The organism is Verrucomicrobiota bacterium (genome assembly GCA_039027815.1).
Taxonomy (GTDB): domain Bacteria; phylum Verrucomicrobiota; class Verrucomicrobiia; order Verrucomicrobiales; family JBCCJK01; genus JBCCJK01.
In genome coordinates this window covers 1-19416 of sequence record JBCCJK010000006.1, presented here as the reverse complement: position 1 = coordinate 19416, position 19416 = coordinate 1, and the positions used below count along the sequence as shown (strand labels likewise).

17 protein-coding genes and 1 tRNA gene are annotated in these 19416 nt (G+C 59.5%); 8 read left to right on the top strand and 10 right to left on the bottom strand.

Annotated elements, in window-relative coordinates; genetic code table 11:
* Positions 1-230: 230 nt before the first annotated feature.
* From dnaB to AAF555_03095, 4 genes are all read right to left on the bottom strand, one after another.
* Entirely contained in the window at positions 231-1694 is a 1464-nt protein-coding gene (gene dnaB / locus AAF555_03110) for a replicative DNA helicase (GenBank protein ID MEM6910549.1), read from the bottom strand.
* Positions 1695-1820: 126 nt separating this feature from the next.
* Positions 1821-2309 carry a 50S ribosomal protein L9 gene (rplI, locus tag AAF555_03105; protein MEM6910548.1) on the bottom strand — a complete coding sequence of 163 codons (489 nt, stop codon included), beginning with the start codon at positions 2307-2309 and terminating at the stop codon, positions 1821-1823.
* 264 nt (positions 2310-2573) lie between these two features.
* Complete coding sequence (locus tag AAF555_03100) at positions 2574-3470, bottom strand: histone deacetylase (GenBank protein MEM6910547.1); 897 nt, start codon at positions 3468-3470, stop codon at positions 2574-2576.
* Positions 3471-3533: 63 nt separating this feature from the next.
* A complete protein-coding gene (locus AAF555_03095) occupies positions 3534-3917 on the bottom strand; it encodes a hypothetical protein (GenBank protein ID MEM6910546.1) in 384 nt (127 codons plus the stop codon).
* A 100-nt stretch (positions 3918-4017) separates the two neighbouring features.
* On the opposite strand from AAF555_03095, the gene AAF555_03090 reads away from it, so the two are divergent.
* On the top strand, positions 4018-5154 hold the full coding sequence (locus AAF555_03090; protein MEM6910545.1) for a hemolysin family protein: 1137 nt from the start codon (positions 4018-4020) through the stop codon (positions 5152-5154).
* A 201-nt stretch (positions 5155-5355) separates the two neighbouring features.
* On the opposite strand, the gene AAF555_03085 is transcribed toward AAF555_03090, so the two are convergent.
* Positions 5356-5443: transfer RNA gene (locus AAF555_03085), tRNA-Ser, on the bottom strand.
* Between the two features lie 111 nt (positions 5444-5554).
* Between AAF555_03085 and AAF555_03080 the strand changes: the two genes are divergently transcribed.
* From AAF555_03080 to AAF555_03070, 3 genes are read left to right on the top strand one after another with little or no spacing between them, the layout of a single operon-like run.
* On the top strand, positions 5555-6793 hold the full coding sequence (locus AAF555_03080) for a serine protease (GenBank protein ID MEM6910544.1): 1239 nt from the start codon (positions 5555-5557) through the stop codon (positions 6791-6793).
* Positions 6765-7913 (top strand): glycerate kinase, encoded by a 1149-nt coding sequence (locus AAF555_03075; protein MEM6910543.1) that lies wholly within the window; start codon positions 6765-6767, stop codon positions 7911-7913. Before AAF555_03080 ends, AAF555_03075 begins: the two co-directional genes overlap by 29 nt.
* A gap of 9 nt (positions 7914-7922) precedes the next feature.
* Complete coding sequence (locus AAF555_03070) at positions 7923-8855, top strand: ACP S-malonyltransferase (protein ID MEM6910542.1); 933 nt, start codon at positions 7923-7925, stop codon at positions 8853-8855.
* A 401-nt stretch (positions 8856-9256) separates the two neighbouring features.
* Here the strand turns inward: AAF555_03070 and pdxH are convergent, their stop codons facing one another.
* A complete protein-coding gene (gene pdxH / locus AAF555_03065; GenBank protein MEM6910541.1) occupies positions 9257-9892 on the bottom strand; it encodes a pyridoxamine 5'-phosphate oxidase in 636 nt (211 codons plus the stop codon).
* A 1-nt stretch (position 9893) separates the two neighbouring features.
* Positions 9894-10187, bottom strand: coding sequence for a Dabb family protein (locus AAF555_03060; protein MEM6910540.1), 294 nt, complete (start codon positions 10185-10187; stop codon positions 9894-9896).
* A gap of 84 nt (positions 10188-10271) precedes the next feature.
* Between AAF555_03060 and hpt the strand changes: the two genes are divergently transcribed.
* A complete protein-coding gene (gene hpt / locus AAF555_03055) occupies positions 10272-10808 on the top strand; it encodes a hypoxanthine phosphoribosyltransferase (protein MEM6910539.1) in 537 nt (178 codons plus the stop codon).
* Between the two features lie 31 nt (positions 10809-10839).
* Here the strand turns inward: hpt and glgP are convergent, their stop codons facing one another.
* Entirely contained in the window at positions 10840-13410 is a 2571-nt protein-coding gene (gene glgP, locus AAF555_03050) for an alpha-glucan family phosphorylase (protein ID MEM6910538.1), read from the bottom strand.
* 112 nt (positions 13411-13522) lie between these two features.
* On the opposite strand from glgP, the gene AAF555_03045 reads away from it, so the two are divergent.
* The 3 genes from AAF555_03045 (at position 13523) to AAF555_03035 (ending at position 17549) form a co-directional block, all read left to right on the top strand.
* On the top strand, positions 13523-14866 hold the full coding sequence (locus AAF555_03045) for a dipeptidase (protein MEM6910537.1): 1344 nt from the start codon (positions 13523-13525) through the stop codon (positions 14864-14866).
* A 38-nt stretch (positions 14867-14904) separates the two neighbouring features.
* Positions 14905-16245 (top strand): NADP-specific glutamate dehydrogenase, encoded by a 1341-nt coding sequence (gene gdhA, locus AAF555_03040; protein MEM6910536.1) that lies wholly within the window; start codon positions 14905-14907, stop codon positions 16243-16245.
* A gap of 173 nt (positions 16246-16418) precedes the next feature.
* A complete protein-coding gene (locus AAF555_03035; protein MEM6910535.1) occupies positions 16419-17549 on the top strand; it encodes an AI-2E family transporter in 1131 nt (376 codons plus the stop codon).
* A 79-nt stretch (positions 17550-17628) separates the two neighbouring features.
* Here AAF555_03035 and purB read toward each other — a convergent pair whose 3' ends face one another.
* Complete coding sequence (gene purB, locus AAF555_03030) at positions 17629-19047, bottom strand: adenylosuccinate lyase (GenBank protein ID MEM6910534.1); 1419 nt, start codon at positions 19045-19047, stop codon at positions 17629-17631.
* A 189-nt stretch (positions 19048-19236) separates the two neighbouring features.
* Positions 19237-19416, bottom strand: a 180-nt coding sequence (locus tag AAF555_03025; GenBank protein ID MEM6910533.1) for a hypothetical protein, incomplete at its 5' end; no start/stop codon positions are given.

The following is a 19416-nucleotide window of genomic DNA, read 5'->3' as shown; positions in this document are numbered from 1 at the left end:
TTGCGGGTTGCTTATAAAAAATCATAAGGGGGAGGAGACCTCAAAGCCTCTTGCTTGAGAATGGGCTTCGGCTGCCAGCTTGTGGTGAATTGCCGAACTTGGTTGTGGAACGCTGCCGCCTTGGAAGAACAAGGACCACTTTGCTGACAGGCCTGTGAATAACTTGTGAGTTTCTCCCGATGGAACTTACGGGGAACGCTTTTTTGGCGGGAGAGAGGCGCGAAAATTTGTCAACCTTCCTCGTCGTCTTCCGCCGCGCGATCGCCAAATCGCATGAACTTTTCGAGGAAGGTGAGTTTCACTTCGCCGGTCGGCCCGTTTCGTTGCTTCGCGATGATGAGTTCGGCCTTGCCGGCTTCGGCCTCCTTGGCTTCGTCGTCTTCGGCGTAGTATTTATTCCGAATGAGCAGGCCGACCACGTCCGCGTCTTGCTCGATGGAGCCGGATTCCCGGAGGTCGCTCAAGCGGGGCTTGCCGCCTGTCCGCTGCTCGGGGTTCCGATTGAGCTGTGCCAGCACGATGATGGGGATGTTCAGTTCTTTTGAGAGGGCTTTGATGCCGGCGGAAATCTCGGCAATTTCGATTTGCCGGTTGTCGCGGGCCTTGGAGGAATTGGATTTGAGAAGCTGGAGGTAATCGATGGCAATCAATTGGATGCCGTGGCGGTTGTGAAGGCGACGCGCCTTGGCGCGCAGTTCCATGATGCTGAGACCGGGGCTATCATCGATGAAGATGGGGCTGCGGGCGAGATCGCCAGAAGCGGCCATCAGTTTTTTGAAGTCGGGGGTGCCCAGCATCCCCCCGCGAATGCTGGCCATATCGACCGCGGCCCGCGCACAGAGGAGACGCATGACGAGGCTTTCGGTGCTCATTTCCAAGCTGAAGACGGCCACGGGCTGGTTTTGGGTCACGCCGACGTGTTCCACGATGTTCATGGCGAGGGAGGTCTTGCCCATAGAAGGGCGGGCCGCGATGATGAACATTTCCCCACCGTGGAGGCCATTGGTCATGCGATCGAGCCCTTGGAAGCCGGAGCCCAAGCCGGTCAGGCTATGGGGATCGGAGCTGATTTCCTCGATCTTTTTGATCGCGTCCATGACCTCGTCCTTCATGGAGCGCATGACATTTCGTTCCCCTTCTTCGCGGACGCGGAGAACCTCCTGTTCCACGGTGTCGAGCAGCTCCTCGATGTCTTCTTGCCGCTCGTAGGCCTTGCTGATGGAAAGGGTGCAGGTCCGGATGATGTCCCGCAGAGTCCGCTTTTCTTTCAGGATCCCGAGGTAGTGGGAGAAGTGAGCGGTGTCGGGCTCGAAGGTGGCCAGTTCCGTGACACGATCGGCCCCGCCTGCCTCAGCCAGCTTTTGCCGATCCATGAGCGTCTGGGTCACGGAGAGGAGATCGACCGGCTTGCTGTCATTGTAGTGCTCGGTCAAGATCTGATAGACCGTCCGGTGAGCGGGTTGGTAGAAGTGCTCTTCGGAAATGTTTTCGATCGCCTCGCCGCAGCAGCGCTGGGGATCGCGGAAGAGGCAGCTCAAGACGCCTTTCTCGGCCTCTTCGCTCGAAGGCATGACCCGCTGGCCTTCGACGATTCCCCGCAGAACGGAATGGTGATCGACCCGGTCCGCCTCCGATTTGCGTGCCTGGGGACGTTCGGCTTCGAACAAAAAGGAGGAAGTCAGCTCATCTGGCATGGGAGCGAATCCTCAGGGCAAAAGAGGCGAGGGGGAAGAAAGAGTTGCTCTTTCTTATTCACAGAGTGCCCACAAAAAAGCCGCTGTCGGAAACTCCGACAGCGGCCAGGACGAATGTCTTTCAGGTCACTGGGAGCCGTTGGCGGTCGCTTCCTCGGCTTCTTCTGGTGTGGTGACCTTGAGCTTGATGAGACCGAGGACGTCGGCGTGCAGCTTGACTTCGATGTCGAAACTCCCCGTGCCTTTGATCGGCTTGTCCAATTGAATGAGGTGGCGATCCAGCTCGATGCCTTTTTCGGCCAGGGCCTTGGCAAGGTCCTGGGTGGTGATCGATCCGAAGGCCTTGCCGCCTTGGCCGGTGGCCAGCTCGAGGGAGAGCTTGGTTTTGGAAAGTTTTTGTGCGGTCTGCTCGGCGGACTGCAGTTCGGCGGCTTCCCGGGCAGCGCGTTTGGCTTGCAGGGCTTCGGTGTGGCGGAGGTTGGCCTTGGTGGCTTCGTAGGCCTTGCCTTGGGGCACCAGGAAATTGCGGGCGAAGCCGGCTTTGACGTTCACGATATCGGCTTCGGCGCCGAGGCCGTCGATCTTGTCGGCGAGGATGACTTTGGTGGTGGCCATAGGGAGATTTTCCGGGTTCTGCGGAAAGGGCAGCGTGCTTACATGAGGCCGGGGGCCCTGTCAAGCACTTGCCGCGAGCGTAATACCAAGCTCCAGAATTCACTGGTAAAATTGAGGGAAGGTGTTGTGGGGAAGAGGCGCTGAAGCGCGGGGAAGGAAGAGCCGGTGTCTTTCGAGCCAGCCCAGCGTTGCTTCTCGGTTACGGTGCCTGCACCGCGCCCTCGTCGCGCCTTGGTGGTCTGGCCCGAAATCCACTCGGCCATTCTACCAGCCAATTCTGCAGCTTGATATAAGCCGCCTGGGAAGGGCCGTTTGGCCGAGGGCGACTTTTTTGGCGGCCGCGATGGTGTTGCGGTGCAGCCGGGCGGTGTGGCCGTAGGTCCGCTGGTAGCCCCCTCCATAGAGCACGGCGAGGGGGACGCGGTGAATTTCTCGAACGAGGTGAAGGACGTGGGCGTCCCGCCACATCATTTCTCGCACGGTCAGCCGCATTTGACCAAAACGATCGTCTCGGTGGTTGTCGGCGCCCGAGTTCCAGAGGACCAAGTCCGGTTCGGGAAACTCGCGGAAGGCACGATCCAACGAGGCGCGGAGGAGGGCGAGATAACGGGGGCCATCAATGTAACGGATCGTCGGGACGTCGAGGTCCCCCGCCACTTTGGCCGAGGGAAAATTGCGCCCTACGTGGAGGGAGTAGGTGTAGACCCGGGGATCGCTCTGCAAGATGAAATGGGTGGCATCGCCTTGGTGGGCATCGGTATCCAGGACCAGGATCCGGAGGGCAGGGTGGGCGCGGTGGAGATCGCGAACGGCCACCGCCACGTCATTCAAGACGCAGAATCCCGAGCCCGCGTGGGGAAAGGCATGATGAGTGCCGCCGGCCAAATTGCAGGCCAAGCCTTCTTCCAAGGCGGCCCAGGCTGCGAGACGAGTGGCTTCGGTTTCGCGAGCGCTCCGTTGGAGGAGTTCTCTGCCCAGGGGGAGGCCGATGCGGAGGCGCCCTCTTTCTTCGAGATCGCCACGGGCTACGCCCTCGAGGTAGTCGGCTTCATGAACCCGCAGAAGAGACTCGGTGCAAGCGGGGGGAACGGGGTGGACCTCTTTTTCGGAAAGGACCCCACCGCGCAGAAGGAGCGCGTGACTCTGCGGGAACTTTTCCATGGGAAAAGGATGGCCCGGAGGGAGGGGAAAGTAATAGGCCGGCGAGTAGAAACAGCGCATGGATTAGGCCAAGCTGGCTTTTCCGATGAGGTCAAAGACGAGCAGAAAGCCGCCTTGGATCAAGATGGCCAAGCCGAGGCCCGCCACGCGACGGGTCTTTCGAGTGAGGAGAAGGAGCCCGACCACGAGATAGCCGAGATCCAGCCAGAGATTGAGTGAAAGGATGGACTGCACTTCCTCAAGGGTGCGGGGAGGGGAGGGGAGTCCGGCGGCTACGATCAAGATGTTGAGGCAGGCCCAGAGACCATTCATCAGCCAAAAGCCTGACCAGAACTCGGCCCGATCCCCTTCGCCCTTCCCGAGCCAAAGGCGCCAAATCGCCAACCCAGCCGAGAGGGCAGACCAGGATAGCAGCACCGGGAGGAACCAGGCGGGAAAGGCGCTCATGGTGATCCGATACGATGCGGGGGGGGAGAGAAGTGGCTGGGAAAGGCTTGGCTGCAAAAGGCTTTGACGGCGGTGGCATCGATCCGAGACTGCGCCCGCAATGATCGATGGGATGTTGGCAGCGATGGGCGGGGGCAGTGTGGAAGCTGGTTCCGGCTCGTGGACCCTTTTGATCACCTACTTCGTGGTCGCCATCGGGGTGTCCTTTTTCTGTTCGGTTTGGGAGGCGGTCCTGCTGTCTGTGACCCGCCCTTACATCGCCAGCCTCAAGGAAAAAAATGGCAAGTCCGGTCAGCGCTTGGAGCAGATGAAGAACAACATCAACCGGCCGCTGACCTCCATCCTAACGCTGAACACCATCGCCCACACGATGGGTGCGATTATGGTGGGGGTGCAAGTGGCGGGCCTTACGGGAGGTGGCATTTGGGACCAGGTGGCGGGGATTGTCATGACCTTGGCCATCTTGGTCTTATCCGAAATCATTCCCAAGAATTTGGGAGCACGTCATTGGAGGGCTTGGGGGCCGTGGGTGGGAGCCAGCTTGAGTGTTTTGACCAAGATCATGACTCCGGTCATCTACGTGGTGGAGTTGTTTGGTCGAGGAGGGCATGGCGGCGAGTCTTTCAGCCGAGAGGAGCTGAAGGTCATGGCCGAGATGGGACGCCGGGAGGGGAAGTTGGAGGAGAAGGAGTCGCGCATTCTGAAGAATCTTTTACAGTTCGGCGAGTCCAGCGTGCGGGATGTCATGACTCCGAGGGTGGTGGTGTTTTCGGTCTCCCAGGACTTGGAAGTGGGCGATTTCGCGGACCAGCATGGGGAAGTGCCCTTCTCCCGCGTGCCTCTCTATGGCGAAGACCGAGATGATGTGAAGGGCTTTGTCCTCAAGAGCGATGTGCTTTTAGCGGCGGCACGAGGGGAGCGACATCGGACAGTGGGCGAGATGCGCCGGGACATCATGCGACTCTTCGCTGCGACGCGCTTGAGCGATGCTTTTGAGCAATTGATTGCCAATCGCAGTCATGCCGCTGTGGTGGTGGATGAGTTTGGTGGGATGGCCGGTTTGGTGACGATGGAAGACGTGGTCGAGACTCTTTTGGGCTTGGAAATTGTGGATGAGGCGGACAAGCGGGTGGATATGCAGGAATTCGCGCGGTCGATGTGGAAACGTCGGGCCGAGAGGATGGGGATTTCTTTGGAGGCCTTGGAGGAAAATGCTCTCGGCAAGGAGGGTTCTTGAGGGACGCTTGAGGAGGGGGTGGGATGTTCCTCGCCTCCGGCGAGGGTTGGTGCGGATTGGGGAACTCCTCCTGCGGAGTTCCCTTTTGTAGGTTACTTGCTTCGCAAGAGGGCACTCGAACCCGGTTGGGCTCTTGCCCAAGGGGCTCTCGGCCCACTCCCGATACGCCAGAAGCCAGAGCCCCTGCGGGACCCTGGCTTCTGGCGGAGGGGGTGGGATTCGAACCCACGGAGACTTTCGCCTCGGCGGTTTTCAAGACCGCTGCATTCGACCACTCTGCCACCCCTCCATTTCAGAATCGCCGTAAGCCGTTGCCCTATGGCAGATTTGCTGCTCTGGCAATGGAGAGCTGGTTTTCATTTCGGTTTTTTGGCCGCTTTGCTGCTTGCTTGCTTTCCCCATGATGTGGATTTCTTTCCGATCGATGAGAGCGATTTTCTGCGCTGTGTTTCTCTTGAGCTTTTCGGAGAGCCCTACCTTCGGTGAAACCGCCCAGCAGCGCGAGGATCGGCAACTTCGCGAGATCGATGAACTGAACCAGCGGCATCGAAAAGAGCGGGAGGCGCTCTACGAACGACATACCAAAGAAAGGAACGGAACCCTTTCGCCGCCAACCGGTGCCGTCGAGAGTGATGTCGATCAAACGAGCGAGGGAGACGAGGAGAGCCAAGGACCGGTGGTCGATTTCTCCCAATATGACTACTCTTTCTCCGATTATGCCCAGTCCGTTTTTGTGGTGAAGGGCGACCAAGGGGTGGGGAGTGGCTTTTTTGTGACCGTGAGCGGGAACGTGCGGGCGGTGAGCAATATTCATGTGCTGGCCGGTAATGAGAGCTTTCGGATTATGGCGAGTGGTAACCAGCCCGGGGATGTGGGCGCCATCATGCTGGCCCATGATCATGATGTGGCCGTGCTCGAGGTGAAGAAGCCCGGGCGCGGTCTAGAGCTTCACCCGGCCATTGATGAAGAGGTAGCGGTAGGGGATGACGTGATCGTGATCGGCAATAGCTTGGGGAGTGGCGTTTCCACCCAGTTGCCCGGGAGAGTGAAGGGGGTGGGGAATGAATTGATCGAGATCGATGCCAAGTTCGTGGAGGGCAATAGCGGGAGCCCTATCATTCATTTGAAGTCGGGCAAAGTGATTGGGGTGGCCAGTTTCGCCCGGATTTTCGATGTCAATGCTTTGAGCAAGGATTCGCCTTTTACGGCTGGGGTGCGTCGATTCGCTTATCGAATTGATTCCGTTCAAAAATGGGAGCGGGCCAACTGGAATGATTTCAAGCAGCAGGCAAAGTTGGTGGAAGAGGTGGATGAGAAGACGGATATGTTAATCGCTCTGGCGAGGGAGATCGCGCAAGAGGGGCGGCCTCCTTTCAATTATTTCCGAGGACGCAATGACTCGCTCTCCCATCTCGTGATGGATTTGCAGGGATACTATCAGGCGGCCATCCCGTCCTCCGATGATCGGGAAGCGGTCGCGCGTTTCACTTATTGGATTCAGCATGAGTGTTTCTCTGATTTCCGGGCCCTTCAGCCCGAGAGCTACTATGATTACTTTCGCGACGAGCTGTCGACCCAGAGAAGTCATCGCGAATCGCTCAAACCCTTCTTTGACAGAATTGGGCGCTCAATGCGATAGCCAGTCCATGCGGGTTCTGGTGGCCATGGACAAGTTCAAGGGGTCGATGTCGGCTCTGGAAGCTTGTGAGAGCGTCAGTCGGGCTTTCCCGGAGTGCGAGTGTGATTCCTTTCCGATCGCCGATGGAGGGGAGGGCACGGTGGAGGCCTTGGTCAATTGTCTTGGTGGGAGGATTCAGTCGGCCGAGGTTTCCGATGCGCTCGGCCAGCCGATCGAGGCCATTTGGGGCTTGGCGGAGCGGAAAGGAGCCCAGGTGGGCATCATTGAGATGTGTGCGGCTTCCGGATTGGCGATTTTAGGGAGTGACCCAAAAGATCCCCAAGCGGCCAGCACCTTCGGGACCGGGCAGTTGATGCAGGAGGCACTCTCTCAAGGCTGTCGCAAGATCGTGGTGGGCATTGGCGGGAGCGCCACCAATGATGGCGGCACGGGGATGGCGCGGGCGCTCGGCTACCGTTTTTTGGATGCAGCGGGTCTCGAAATCATCGACTTGCCGGCCGGGCTGGACCGGCTGCACGCGATTGCGCCCCCTGCGAACTTTCCCGAGGTGGAGGTGATCGCCGCCTGCGATGTGGAGAACCCTCTTTTGGGATCTGCGGGCGCCACCCGCGTTTATGGGCCGCAGAAAGGGGTCGAGGATTTTGACTGGTTTGAGAGTCGCTTGGAACGGTTAGCGAACGTGGTCAGCCAGTGGAAAGGCGAGGACTTGCGAGAGGTGCCGGGGGCAGGCGCGGCCGGTGGCTTGGGGTTTGGGTTGCTGGTTTTTTGTGGGGCCCGCTTGACTCCTGGCTTTGAGATGTTGGCCAATCTGGGGAATTTGGAAAGGCGCGTCCAGGAGGCGGACGTGGTGCTGACGGGAGAGGGGTCGATCGATGCCCAGACGCTTTTTGGCAAGGGACCGGCGGGGGTGGCCCGGATGGCGAGAGGTTCCGGCGTGCGAGTGATCGGCTTTGGCGGTCGGGTGGTTTCCGCGCCTGGCTTACATGAGTTGTTCGACCACTTGGTGACGGTGGCTCCTCCGGAACTCAGTTTGGCCGAATGCATCCTTCGAGGACCCGAGTTGCTAGAGAAGAGCGCGCGCGCGCACAAGCACTTGCTCGAACCGGGCACTCCGGTCTAAGGAGACAGGATGGCTACCCCCGTTCTCCTGTTGTTTTCTGGTCAAGGTGCTCAAGCCGTGGGCATGGCCCGAGAGTTGTTCGATGATTTCGGCGTGGCCCGAGAGCTGGCGGAGGGTGCGGACGAGGCTTTGGATTTCTCGCTGACGCAGACTATGTTTGCGGGGCCGATCGAGGAGTTGACCCGGACCTCGCGCTGCCAACCGGCGCTCTATCTCCACGGGCTCATGGCCTTGGCGGCTTTGCGACAAAAGGCACCTGATTTGCAAGTGGTGGGGGCGGCCGGGCTTTCGCTGGGCGAGTTTACCGCTCACGCGGCTGCCGCGACCTTTGATTTCGAGACTGGGCTGCGGGTGGTGGCGCAACGGGGGCTTTTTATGGAAGAGGCCTGTGAGGCGACCGATGGCTCGATGGCGGCCATGATTGGCGGTAATGAGGCTGCGGTCCGTGAATTGGCGCACGAGGCAGGGGTGGATGTCGCCAATCTGAATGCTCCCGGCCAGATTGTCCTCTCGGGCTCCCAGGAAGGGATTGCCAAGGCGGTGGCGGGAGCCAAGGGCAAGGGCATCAAGCTGGCCAAGGAGCTGACGGTGGCCGGGGCCTACCATTCCCGGCTGATGGCCTCTGCGCAGAGCCAGTTGGCGAGCGAGTTGTCTACCGTCAGCCTGTCGGCTCCCCAGTTTCCGGTGTATTGCAACGTGGAGGCCAGCGAGGTGGCGGAGGAAGGGGAGATTCGCGATACGCTCACTCGCCAAGTGACGGGTTCGGTCCGCTGGGGGGAGTCGGTGGCGGCTCTCCTCGATCGCTTTCCTGGAGCCATCTGCCTCGAGATGGGGCCGGGGAAGACGCTCGCGGGACTCCTAGCACGGATTCGCAAAGGGGCCCCGGTCTATGGCTGCGGGACCACCGAAGGAATTGAAAGGGCGCTTGATGCCTGTGCTTAATACCAAGCTCCAGAATTCACTGTTAGAATGGAGGGGAGGTGTTGTGGGGAAGAGGCGCTGAAGCGCGGGGAAGGGAGAGCCGGTGTCTTTCGAGCCAGCCCAGCGTTGCTCCTCGGTGACGGTGCCTGCACCGCGCCCTTGTCGCGCCTTGGTCTGGCCCGAAATCCACTCGGCCATTCTACCAGCCAATTCTGCAGCTTGGTATAAGAGATTCTTCGGTGCAGAGGTAGCGGTAGAGAGAGGGGGCCGTGAGCGGTAGGCGCTTTTTGGGGGAGACGGGTTGGGGGGGAAGGAGTCACTCGGTAGGCCGCGGGAGGTGCGGTGCCACTGTGGATCCTCTTTTATGAATCATGGAAGAGGTGATTCTTTCAGCCTTCGGTCCTCGGCGGCCCGCTGGGCCTCTACGGGGAGAGCCGTTCGATGAGCCACTCGTCTTCTTTTCGGGTGTAAAGGAAGCGGTCATGCAGACGGCCCGAGCCTCCTTGCCAGAACTCGATCGAGGTGGGGCGCACTCGGTAGCCTCCCCAAAAGGGAGGAAGGGGCACGGCTAGACCGGCGAATTTACTTTTGATTTCCGCGAGCTTGGTCTCGAGATGGGCGCGGTTTTCGATGACGCTGCTTTGCTGCGAGACCCAAGCCCCCAGCTGGCTTTCACGAGGTCGGCTGAGGAAGTAGCGGAGAGATTTGTCGGGCGAGATTTTTTCCACCCTGCCCTGGATGATGACCTGCCGCTCCAGCCCGATCCACGGAAAGAGGAGGGAGACTTGGGGATTGGGGGCGATTTCCCGGGCCTTTCGGCTTTCATAGTTGCTGTAGAAGACGAAGCCCCTTTCATCGAAGGTTTTGAGGAGAACCGTTCGTTGGGAGGGCTGCCCTGCTGACGAGGTGGTCGAGAGCACCATGGCATTGGGTTCCACCATGCCAGAGTCAGTGGCTTGCTCAAACCAGGTTTCGAATTGGGCGACCGGGCTTTCACAAAGGTCGGCGCGCCGGATGGCTCCTTGGAGGTAGTCTCGCCGATAGTCTGCTAGGTCCATATTATGCGAGATCCATTACGAGCACTTTTGACCAGCGGGCGTTTTGGCTTTCCACGAACTCTTCATGGAGCGGGTCCACTTGGTAGGCGTCGTGCGCGGCGACACTTTCAAAGCGCAGCGACAAACCGTAGTCCCAACTTCGATCGATCACGGGGCGCTCCGGGGTGGCGGCCGGACGTCCCCAGGTGCCGGAAGAGACTGATTCGATAGCTAAGAGCTTCTCCAAAGCGGCTTCGAAGAGCGTGGAGTGAGATTGCCCTTCTTCGTTCAGCCAAAAGTAGACGTGGTGTTCCATGGGGCAGCCTAGCCAGGGGCTGGGTGCGGCGCAAATGAGCATGCGATTCGCTTGCCCGCCGGGGGAGGCAGGCTAGGGAGAAGGATGCGTGATGATTTGGAGAGCGTGCTTTTTCCAGAGGAGCAAATCGCCGATCGGGTGAAGGAGCTTGGCTTGCAGTTGAGCCAAGATTTTGCCGGCAGGGACTTGTCTGTCCTGATCCTCCTGCACGGGGGGATGATGTTCGCCGCGGATCTCATCCGGCACATCAGTCTCCCGCTCACGGTGGAGACCCTGGCGGTGGCCAGCTACAAGGGCGAGCAGAGCAGTGGGCAGTTGGAGTGGCCGAAGGAACTGCGCTTTGGGGATCTCCAAGGGCGGGACCTTCTCATCGTGGATGATATCCTCGACACCGGTACCACTCTTTCGGGGGTGAGAGAGCGCATGGGGGAGGAGTTCCACCCGGAGAGCATCCAGGTTTGCGTGCTTTTGGACAAACTCCGCCCACGGATACGCCACGTCGAGCCGGACTATGTGGGCTTCGAAGTCGAGGACGTTTTTGTGGTGGGGTATGGCCTCGACTACAACGCCCGTTACCGCAATCTGCCTTATATCGGGGTGCTGAAAGAGGAGTGCATTTGACTGCGGGGGGCCTTGGATTTCACGGCCGGGCTTAGCCCCAGGAGATGAGGCGCATTTCGTGGGCTTGGGTTAGGTCGCGGGAGTTGGGGATGACTCGGATGTTGAGGCCGTAGGCACCGCTTTCAGCGGGCTGAATTTCGCCCGTGAAGAGGGCGGTGCCGTCTGGGCGGACTTCCTGGCGCTGCAAGATGGTGATGACCGGATCGAGGATGCCTTCATCGGTGATTTCGCCGACTTCTCCGCTGTAGGCTTGGACTTCGAGACAATCGGGATCGACCTGCCCCATGTGGACGACGGCTTGCACCGGGATGCGGTCGCCCACGGGGATGCCATGAATGTCTTCCAGGCCCAGCTTGGCATCGAGCAGCTTCACCTGTGGCCAATCCTGACGGATCTGATGTTTCCAGGCCGCCAATTCCTTCGCTCGGGCACAGTTGTCCGCAGCCAATTCCCGGTAAGCAGTCGCCGCCGGTTCGTAGAAGTGTTCGTTGTATTCGGTGACCATGCGGCTGGTGTTGTAGACGGGTGTCACTGTTCGCATGGATTCCCGCATGATGTGGATCCACGCTTGAGGGAGTTTGCCATCGGGGCGGGCGTAGTAGAGCGGCACGATGCGCTGCTCGATCACTTCGTAGAGGCTGGCGGCATCGACATCATTTTGGAATTCGGTGGTGCCTTCGGTGATTTCTTCGCCGATAGCCCAGCCATTGTCCCCATTGTAACTCTCGCACCACCAGCCATCCAAGACGCTGAGATTGATCCCTCCATTGGGGGGGAGTTTCATGCCGCTGGTGCCACTGGCTTCGAGCGGGCGGAGGGGATTGTTCAGCCAGAGGTCGACTCCTTCATAGAGGCGGCGGCCAATGTGCGCGTCGTAATCCTCGATGAATGCGATCCGGTGGGCGAAGCCTGCTTGGCGCGTGTATTCGATGACTTTTTGGATGAAAGCCTTGCCTCCGTCGTCGGCCGGGTGGGCCTTGCCCGCGAAGAGAAATTGCACTGGGCGTTCCGGGTGATTGAGGATTGCCTTGAGCCGCTCGGGATCGCTGAAGAGGAGGGTGGCTCGTTTGTAGGTGGCAAAGCGCCGGGCGAAGCCGATCGTGAGGATTTCGGGATCGAGGATGTTTTTGACTCCGCGGATGGTGGCGGGGGTTTCCCGATTGCGCTCGTACTGGGCTGTCAGCTTCTCCCGGGTGAAATCAACCAAGCGTGCCTTGAGCTTGCCATGGGTTTCCCAGAGTTCTTCGGCCGGGATGTCAATGACCCGCCGCCAGAAGTCGATGTCGGTGAGTGATTCTTCCCAATCGTCTCCCAGGTAGCGGTCATAGAGATCCCGCACTTCATCCGCCAGCCAAGTCTTGGTGTGGATGCCATTGGTGACGGAGCCGATGGGCACTTCGTCTTCTGGTATTCCCTTCCAGACATTCTTCCACATGCCGCGGCTGACTTCGCCGTGAAGAGCGCTCACGCCATTGGCATGACGGCTGGTGCGGAGGGCCAGGATGGTCATGCTGAAGTCCTGCTGCACGGCTTGGTCTTCTTGCCCGAAGTGCATGAAGTAGTCGAAATCGATTCCGACCTTTCCGCAGTAGCTCTCAAAATAGTGCCGCATGAGGTGGGCGGAGAAGGCGTCGTTCCCGGCGGCCACCGGGGTGTGGGTGGTGAAGACGTTCGAGGCGGCCACCGCTTGGCGGGCCGAGTCGAAGTCGAGTCCATACTGCTCCATGTGGCGATCAATCCGCTCCAGTGAAAGGAAGGCGCTGTGGCCTTCATTCATATGCCAGACGCTCGGTGAGATTCCCATGGCCTCAATGGCCCGAGCCCCCCCCATCCCGAGGACCACTTCCTGCCGGATGCGCACTTCCTTGTCCCCTCCGTAGAGCTGAGCGGTGATTTCGCGATCCTCTTCGTGATTGATGGCGTGATCCGCGTCCAGCAAATAGAGGGTGATGCGGCCAACGGCCATTTTCCAAACTTTGAGGTGCACTTCGCGACCGAGAAGATGGACCGAAGTCATGAGAGGCTGGCCATCGGAGGCGAGCACCGGTTGAATCGGCAAGTGATAGAAGTTCTGGTCCAGTTCCTTCGCCTGCTGCCAACCTGCGCGATCGATCTGTTGTTTGAAGTAGCCGTGGCGGTAGAGCAGGGTGACGCCGAGGAAGTCGAGACCCAGGTCACTGGCGGCTTTGCAATGGTCCCCGGAGAGGATCCCGAGACCACCGGAGTAGATCGGAATGGATTCGTGAAATCCAAATTCTGCCGAGAAGTAGGCGATGGTTCCAGAGTCGGGCCGGGCTTGGCGACGGCTCGCTCCGTAGGTGTTGTCGCGAGCGAGGTAGGCGCGAAAGCGCTCGTGGATGCCTCGCAGGCGGGTTAAAAATTCCTCGTCTTCCGCGAGTTGTTCCAAGCGCGACTGGTGGACCAACTGCAAGACCCGGACAGGACTGTGATTGGTCCGATTCCACAGGCCCACGTCCATGCTGCGAAAGAGAGCGCGGGCCTTGGGCTCCCAACTCCACCAAATGTTGTAAGCCAACTCCCGCAGGGGCTCGAGGGCGGTCGGGATACGGGGGGAGACTTCAAATTCGATTTTTGGCTGCATGTTAGAAAGAGAGGTGGTGAACGGGGTGGAGGGTGCAAGCAGGTAGAAGGAGCTGGGAGAGATTGCAAACGAATGAATTGCAGCGGGTCTGGCCTGCGCTTTGGTTTCTCCCATGCCCGCGATGACCCCGGATCTGGAATGCCTTTTTTCGTTTTTGCGTTTTGCCAGCGTTTCCACCGATCCGGGACAAGCGGGCGAGGTACAGGCCTGCGCCCACTGGTTGGTGGAGCTTCTTCAAGGGCAAGGATTGCTGGCCGAGACGGTCGCGACCTCCGGGCACCCCTTGGTGCTGGCCCGCAATGGGCACCGGGCCGGGCGACGTTCGGTCTTGATCTACGGGCACTACGATGTGCAGCCGGTCGATCCGCTGGAGTTGTGGGAGACTTCGCCTTTTGAGCCGGTTTTGAAGGGCGGGAAAATCTTCGCTCGCGGCGCCACGGACAACAAAGGCCAAATGATGGCCCACGTCTTGGGGGTCGGGAAGTTGCTGGCGGCGGAGCCCGATCTACCGCTCAATCTCACGCTGCTCTTCGAGGGCGAGGAGGAGGTTGGCAGCCAGAGCTTGCATCAGTATCTGAAGGAAAAGAAGGAGGAGCTGGCGTGCGATGTGGTGGTGGTCTCCGACACCGGGATGATCGCTCCCGGGGTGCCTACCATGGGGTATGGCTTGCGGGGGATCACTGCGCTCGAGGGACGAGTCCGAGGGCCGGCCCGCGATGTCCATTCGGGAGTCTACGGCGGAGCCATTGCCAATCCGGCCACGGTGGCAGCCCGTTTGCTGGCTTCTCTCCATGATAAGGAGGGGCGAGTAGCGGTCGATGGTTTTTACGACGAGGTCCAGCCTCTCCACGATTGGGAGAGAGCGCTTTGGGACCAGCTGCCAGATGGGGACCAGGAGGTCCGAGAGGCGACCGGGGTGAGCGAACTTTTCGGTGAAAGCGGCTTTAGCAGCTACGAGCGGCTTTGGGCGCGACCGACTTTGGAAGTCAATGGGCTGGGTGGTGGCTACCAAGGGCCTGGCTCCAAGACGATCGTCCCGGCCGAAGCCTTTTTTAAGTTGTCGGCCCGGCTGGTTCCGAATCAATCGCCGGACGAGATTTTCGGCAAAATCCAGAAACACCTGGAGGCCAATTGCCCGGGGGGGGTGGACTTGCACTTGGAACAGGGTCATGGCGGGCAACCCTACTTGGGCGACCCGCAGAGCGAGTATGGAAAAGCGGCCCAAGAGGCGCTTGGCCGCGTTTTCGGGAAGGAGCCCATGCTGATCCGCGAGGGGGGGAGCATCCCGATTATCCAAGCGTTCCAAGAGGAGTTGGGTGCGGATTCCCTCATGTTGGGCTTGGCCTTACCCGACGCGCAGATTCATTCTCCCAACGAGAGTTTCCACCTCGAGAATTTCGAAAAAGGCATGCAACTTAGTCAGGAAGTGCTGCGAGGATTGGCCGCGCTTCCTTAATCGATTCAAGCGCACCCCCCCCGACTTTTTGCCCCCCCATGACAAGCGAACTGGAGTCCTTCATGCGCGGCCTAGAGCGCCGCAACCCCTACGAAACGGAGTTTCACCAAGCAGTGCACGAGGTGGCTGAGTCCGTCTTGCCCTTTTTGCGCGATCACCAGAGATATCGTGATGAGCAGATTCTGGAGCGCATGACGGAACCGGATCGCATCATCTCCTTCCGAGTGAGCTGGGAGGATGATGAAGGCCATGTCCGAGTCAATCGGGCCTGGCGGGTCCAGTTCAACAGCGCCATTGGCCCCTACAAGGGCGGCATGCGCTTTCATCCCACCGTGAACCAGAGCATTCTCAAGTTTCTCGGCTTCGAGCAGATTTTCAAAAACAGCCTCACCGGTCTGCCGATGGGAGGCGCCAAGGGAGGAGCCAATTTCAATCCGCGCGGCAAGAGCGATCGGGAGGTCATGCGATTTTGCCAGAGCCTCATGGTCGAACTGGCCAAGCACATTGGCGAGGATACGGATGTGCCGGCGGGGGACATCGGCGTGGGGGCGCGGGAGATCGGTTACCTTTTCGGCAATTACAAGCGACTGGAAAACCGCTTCGTCGGCGCCATGACCGGCAAGGGCTTGGCCTACGGGGGAAGCCTCGTGCGAAAAGAAGCCACTGGCTACGGTGCGGTCTATTTCATGCAGGAAATGCTGGAAGTCCGAGGCGAGGACTTAGCGGGCAAGGTTTGCCTGGTCTCGGGTTCTGGGAACGTGGCCCTCTATGCCATTGAGAAGCTTTTGGAAAACCAAGCACGAGTGGTGACGGCTTCCGATTCGTCGGGGACGGTCTACGACCCGGAAGGCTTCACGCCGGAAAAGTTGGCTTGGCTGAAGGACCTGAAGGAAGTCCGCCGAGGGCGGATCGGCGAATATGCCGAGCACTTTGGCCTCGAGTTTCGCCGAGACGCCCCGCCTTGGGAAATCGCCGCCGATCTGGCCTTTCCCTGCGCCACCCAGAACGAACTGGAGGGCAAGCACGCTCAGAGGCTCCTCGGAAGGGGTCTCCAAGGGCTTTCGGAAGGGGCCAACATGCCTTGCACACCGGAGGCCATGAAGAGTTTCGTCGAGGCGGGGGTGGCTTTTGGCCCGGCGAAGGCGGCGAATGCGGGCGGGGTGGCGGTCTCGGGCTTGGAGCAAAGCCAGAACTCCCTCAGAATTAGTTGGTCGCGAGCCGAGGTGGATGTGAAACTCCAGACGATCATGAAGGAGATCCACGCCAAGTGTGCTCGCTACGGTCGGGGAGCGGACGGCAAGATCAACTATGTGAGGGGCGCCAACATCGGCGGCTTCGTCAAGGTGGCCGATGCCATGCTGGACTTCGGTGTGATCTGAGGTCGACCTCCCCCATGCTCTCTTAGATCGGAGGGAGGAAAGGAGCCCGCAGGGCGCGGGGAGCGCAAGGCCGGTCAGTTTGGTAGCAGGGAGGCCTTCGCGGGCAATCGATTCCTCAATTTCGAGATACCGTTTGAGAAAGCGCCCTTCGTAACGATGGTAACTCTTCGCTAATGGCTAACTTCACTCGCGGTTTTCAGGTTCTGCTGATTCTGGCTTCTCTGGTTGTTCTCTTGACCGGGTTGAAGCTGGCGACCGACCTCTTAACGCAGTTCATGCTGGCCTTCTTCTTGGCCGTCTTGGGCTATCCGGTGGTGAGTTTTTTGCGTAATCGACGTTTTCCCAAGTGGTTAGCTGTCCTTTTGACGGTCGTGATGATGCTGTCAGTGCTGGTGGGATTGGTTTTTGTGGGAAGTGGTTTGGCGACCGATTTCCAGGACAAAATCGACGACTATGCCCTGCGCTTGCAGGTCACCGTTTCCAATCAAATCGATGGCATGACCCGTTGGGTGCAGGGAGTCTTTGGAGAAGAGCCTGCGGCGGCTTTTCGGCGAGGGGCGGCCGCTTTCGTGAATGAACGGGTCATCCAGCAGTGGGTGGGCTCGCTCGATTTCGTGTCGGTCTTCAACCGGATCGCAAGCGTCCTGAAAACGACCTTCTTTGTCATCTTGCTGGTGGTTTTCATGTTGGCGGAGGGGGGAGGATTTGGTCGGAAAATGGCCAAGATCCGTCGCCTGCGCGGTCCCAACTTTTCCAAGGTGATGGCGGCGGCCAGCGACATTCAGAAATATCTCGGAATCAAAACCATCGTGAGTGCCATTACCGGGGTTTTGGCCGGATTGCTATGCTACGGAGCCAACCTCGATTTTCCGCTTCTGTGGGCCATGGTGGCCTTTGGCCTCAATTACATTCCTGCGATTGGTTCCGTCATCGCGTCTCTCCCGCCGATTTTCATCGCACTCGTTTTGTTCGGCTTGCCCCAGGCGATCGTCGTTCTGGTGGGATACCTCATCATCAACATCACCCTCGGAAATTTCGTGGAGCCCATGCTGTTGGGTCGCCGTTTTGGAATTTCCACCTTGGTCGTGATCGTTTCGGTGATTTTCTGGGGTTGGATCTGGGGCTGGGTGGGAATGTTTCTGGCGGTCCCGCTCACCATGTTGCTGAAAGTGCTTCTGGACGACTCCGATGAGTTTGCCTGGCTCGGGGTCTTGATTGGCAAAGAGCCTCCGCGGGCGGCCGCCATTCTCTTAGGAGAAGCGCCAGCGGTCGGGAGTGGTGAAGAGGAGCGCGTTTCCGGCTAAGTGCAGCCCTGGTGCGGGACGCTTCTTCAGGCCGCAGCATGCCGTTTTCTGCGGGAGGGCTGGATTGGTTTGCGTCCAGCTAGAGAATCTGCCCGACACGATATTCGGCTGCCCCGGGGGTGCGGGCAGCCGCTTCTCTCGCGCGAGCGATGAAGTGCTCGGCTTGCGGGAGAGCGTTTCCGAGGGTGCTGCGTCCATTGGCCTCGATCCCGAGGAGAGCGTTGCGATCGAGCGGCAGCCTTTCGTCCGAAGCCAATCGATCGAAAAAGTCATTTCTGGCCACGCGGCCCTCGCGAAGATCGCGCACCGTTTGAAGGGCATGCTCCTTGATGACTTGATGAGCTTCTTCCCGACCGGCCCCTGCCTTGACGGCTTCCATGAGCACGGTCGTCGTGAGAAGGAAGGGCAGATAGCGGTCGACTTCAGATTCCACCACGGCGGGGTAGGCTTCCATCTGGCCGAGAATGGTGAGGAAGGTCTCGAGCAGCCCGTCATAGGCAAAAAAGGCATCCGGTAAAACGATTCTTCGCACGACGGAGCAAGACACATCTCCCTCGTTCCATTGATCGCCTGCCAGCCCGCTGGCCATGGTCAGGTGTCCCTTGAGAATGGTATGGAAGCCATTGACCCGCTCGCAGGAGCGGCTGTTCATCTTATGCGGCATGGCAGAGGAGCCCACCTGGCCAGGGAGAAAGCCCTCGCTTGCCAATTCGTGCCCGGCCATCAATCGCAGAGTTTTCGCGAGTGAGGAAGGCCCGGAGGCTAGTTGACAGAGCAAGCTGACTGTTTCCAAATCGAGGCTGCGTGGATAAACCTGCCCGACGTTGGTGAAGGCCGAGGCCATTCCGAGATGCTCCACGATGCGGCTCTCCAGCTCAGCCACTCTCTTGGAATCTCCTTCGAAGAGCGTCAATTGGTCAAGCTGCGTTCCGACTGCTCCCTTGAGGCCACGGGCGGCATAGGTTTCCACGAACCGCTCGAGGGAGGCAAAGCCAGCCAAAAGTTCCTCTCCGAACATGGCGATTCGCTTGCCAAAGGTCGTCAACTGGGCCGCCACATTGTGAGTCCGTCCCGTGAGAGGGAGGGACTTGTACTCGTCCGCACGCTTCGCCAGAAGCAGCAGGCTGGAAGCCGTTTTCGTGCGAACCAACTCAAGAGAGCGGAAGACTTGTAGTTGTTCGACATTTTCGGTGAGATCGCGGCTCGTCATGCCCTTGTGGACTTGCTGATGGCCGGCCAGGGCACAAAACTCATCAATGCGCGCTTTGACATCATGACGCGTGAGCCGTTCTCGATCTGCGATGGAAGCCAAGTTCACCTGCGCCTTGACCGACTCGTAGGCTTCGATGGCCTCTTCCGGTAGGTCCAGCCCAAGCGCCTGCTGTCCTCGCATGACCGCGATCCAATACTCTCGCTCCAGAATGACCCGTCCCTCTGCAGACCAGATATCCCGCATGGCAGGGGAGGCATAGCGCTCGGCAAGGACGTTGGGAATCATGAGAGTGCCTGTGTAGCGGTGACGGGGGAAAGGCGCAAGTTGATGTCACCGGTCTCGGAGAGCGGCCAGAACCAGAAGAAGGTGAGAAGCACCTGTGGATGTCTTCTCAGGGGCAGAGAAAAGGAACATCGACCTCCACCAAGGCCTTGCGAGATGGAAGGTAGGATCGATTCGGGAAAGAAACTCCACTTATACCAAGCTCCAGAATTCACTGGAAGAATGGAGGGAAGGTGTTGTGGGGAAGAGGCGCTGAAGCGCGGGGAAGGGAGAGCCGGAGTCTTTCGAGCCAGCCCAGCGTTGCTCCTCGGTTACGGTGCCTGCACCGCGCCCTCGTGGCGCCTTGGTCTGGCCCGAAATCCACTCGGCCAT

Excerpts from the sequence above, each read along its gene's own strand:
- gdhA (MEM6910536.1), top strand. The coding sequence starts at position 14,905 with ATGACAAGCGAACTGGAGTCCTTCATGCGCGGCCTAGAGCGCCGCAAC.
- glgP (MEM6910538.1), bottom strand. The coding sequence starts at position 13,410 with ATGCAGCCAAAAATCGAATTTGAAGTCTCCCCCCGTATCCCGACCGCC.
- purB (MEM6910534.1), bottom strand. The coding sequence starts at position 19,047 with ATGATTCCCAACGTCCTTGCCGAGCGCTATGCCTCCCCTGCCATGCGG.
- dnaB (MEM6910549.1), bottom strand. The coding sequence starts at position 1,694 with ATGCCAGATGAGCTGACTTCCTCCTTTTTGTTCGAAGCCGAACGTCCC.
- pdxH (MEM6910541.1), bottom strand. The coding sequence starts at position 9,892 with ATGGACCTAGCAGACTATCGGCGAGACTACCTCCAAGGAGCCATCCGG.
- AAF555_03035 (MEM6910535.1), top strand. The coding sequence starts at position 16,419 with ATGGCTAACTTCACTCGCGGTTTTCAGGTTCTGCTGATTCTGGCTTCT.
- AAF555_03070 (MEM6910542.1), top strand. The coding sequence starts at position 7,923 with ATGGCTACCCCCGTTCTCCTGTTGTTTTCTGGTCAAGGTGCTCAAGCC.
- AAF555_03045 (MEM6910537.1), top strand. The coding sequence starts at position 13,523 with ATGCCCGCGATGACCCCGGATCTGGAATGCCTTTTTTCGTTTTTGCGT.
- AAF555_03080 (MEM6910544.1), top strand. The coding sequence starts at position 5,555 with ATGATGTGGATTTCTTTCCGATCGATGAGAGCGATTTTCTGCGCTGTG.
- AAF555_03100 (MEM6910547.1), bottom strand. The coding sequence starts at position 3,470 with ATGGAAAAGTTCCCGCAGAGTCACGCGCTCCTTCTGCGCGGTGGGGTC.
- AAF555_03060 (MEM6910540.1), bottom strand. The coding sequence starts at position 10,187 with ATGGAACACCACGTCTACTTTTGGCTGAACGAAGAAGGGCAATCTCAC.
- hpt (MEM6910539.1), top strand. The coding sequence starts at position 10,272 with ATGCGTGATGATTTGGAGAGCGTGCTTTTTCCAGAGGAGCAAATCGCC.
- AAF555_03095 (MEM6910546.1), bottom strand. The coding sequence starts at position 3,917 with ATGAGCGCCTTTCCCGCCTGGTTCCTCCCGGTGCTGCTATCCTGGTCT.
- AAF555_03090 (MEM6910545.1), top strand. The coding sequence starts at position 4,018 with ATGATCGATGGGATGTTGGCAGCGATGGGCGGGGGCAGTGTGGAAGCT.
- rplI (MEM6910548.1), bottom strand. The coding sequence starts at position 2,309 with ATGGCCACCACCAAAGTCATCCTCGCCGACAAGATCGACGGCCTCGGC.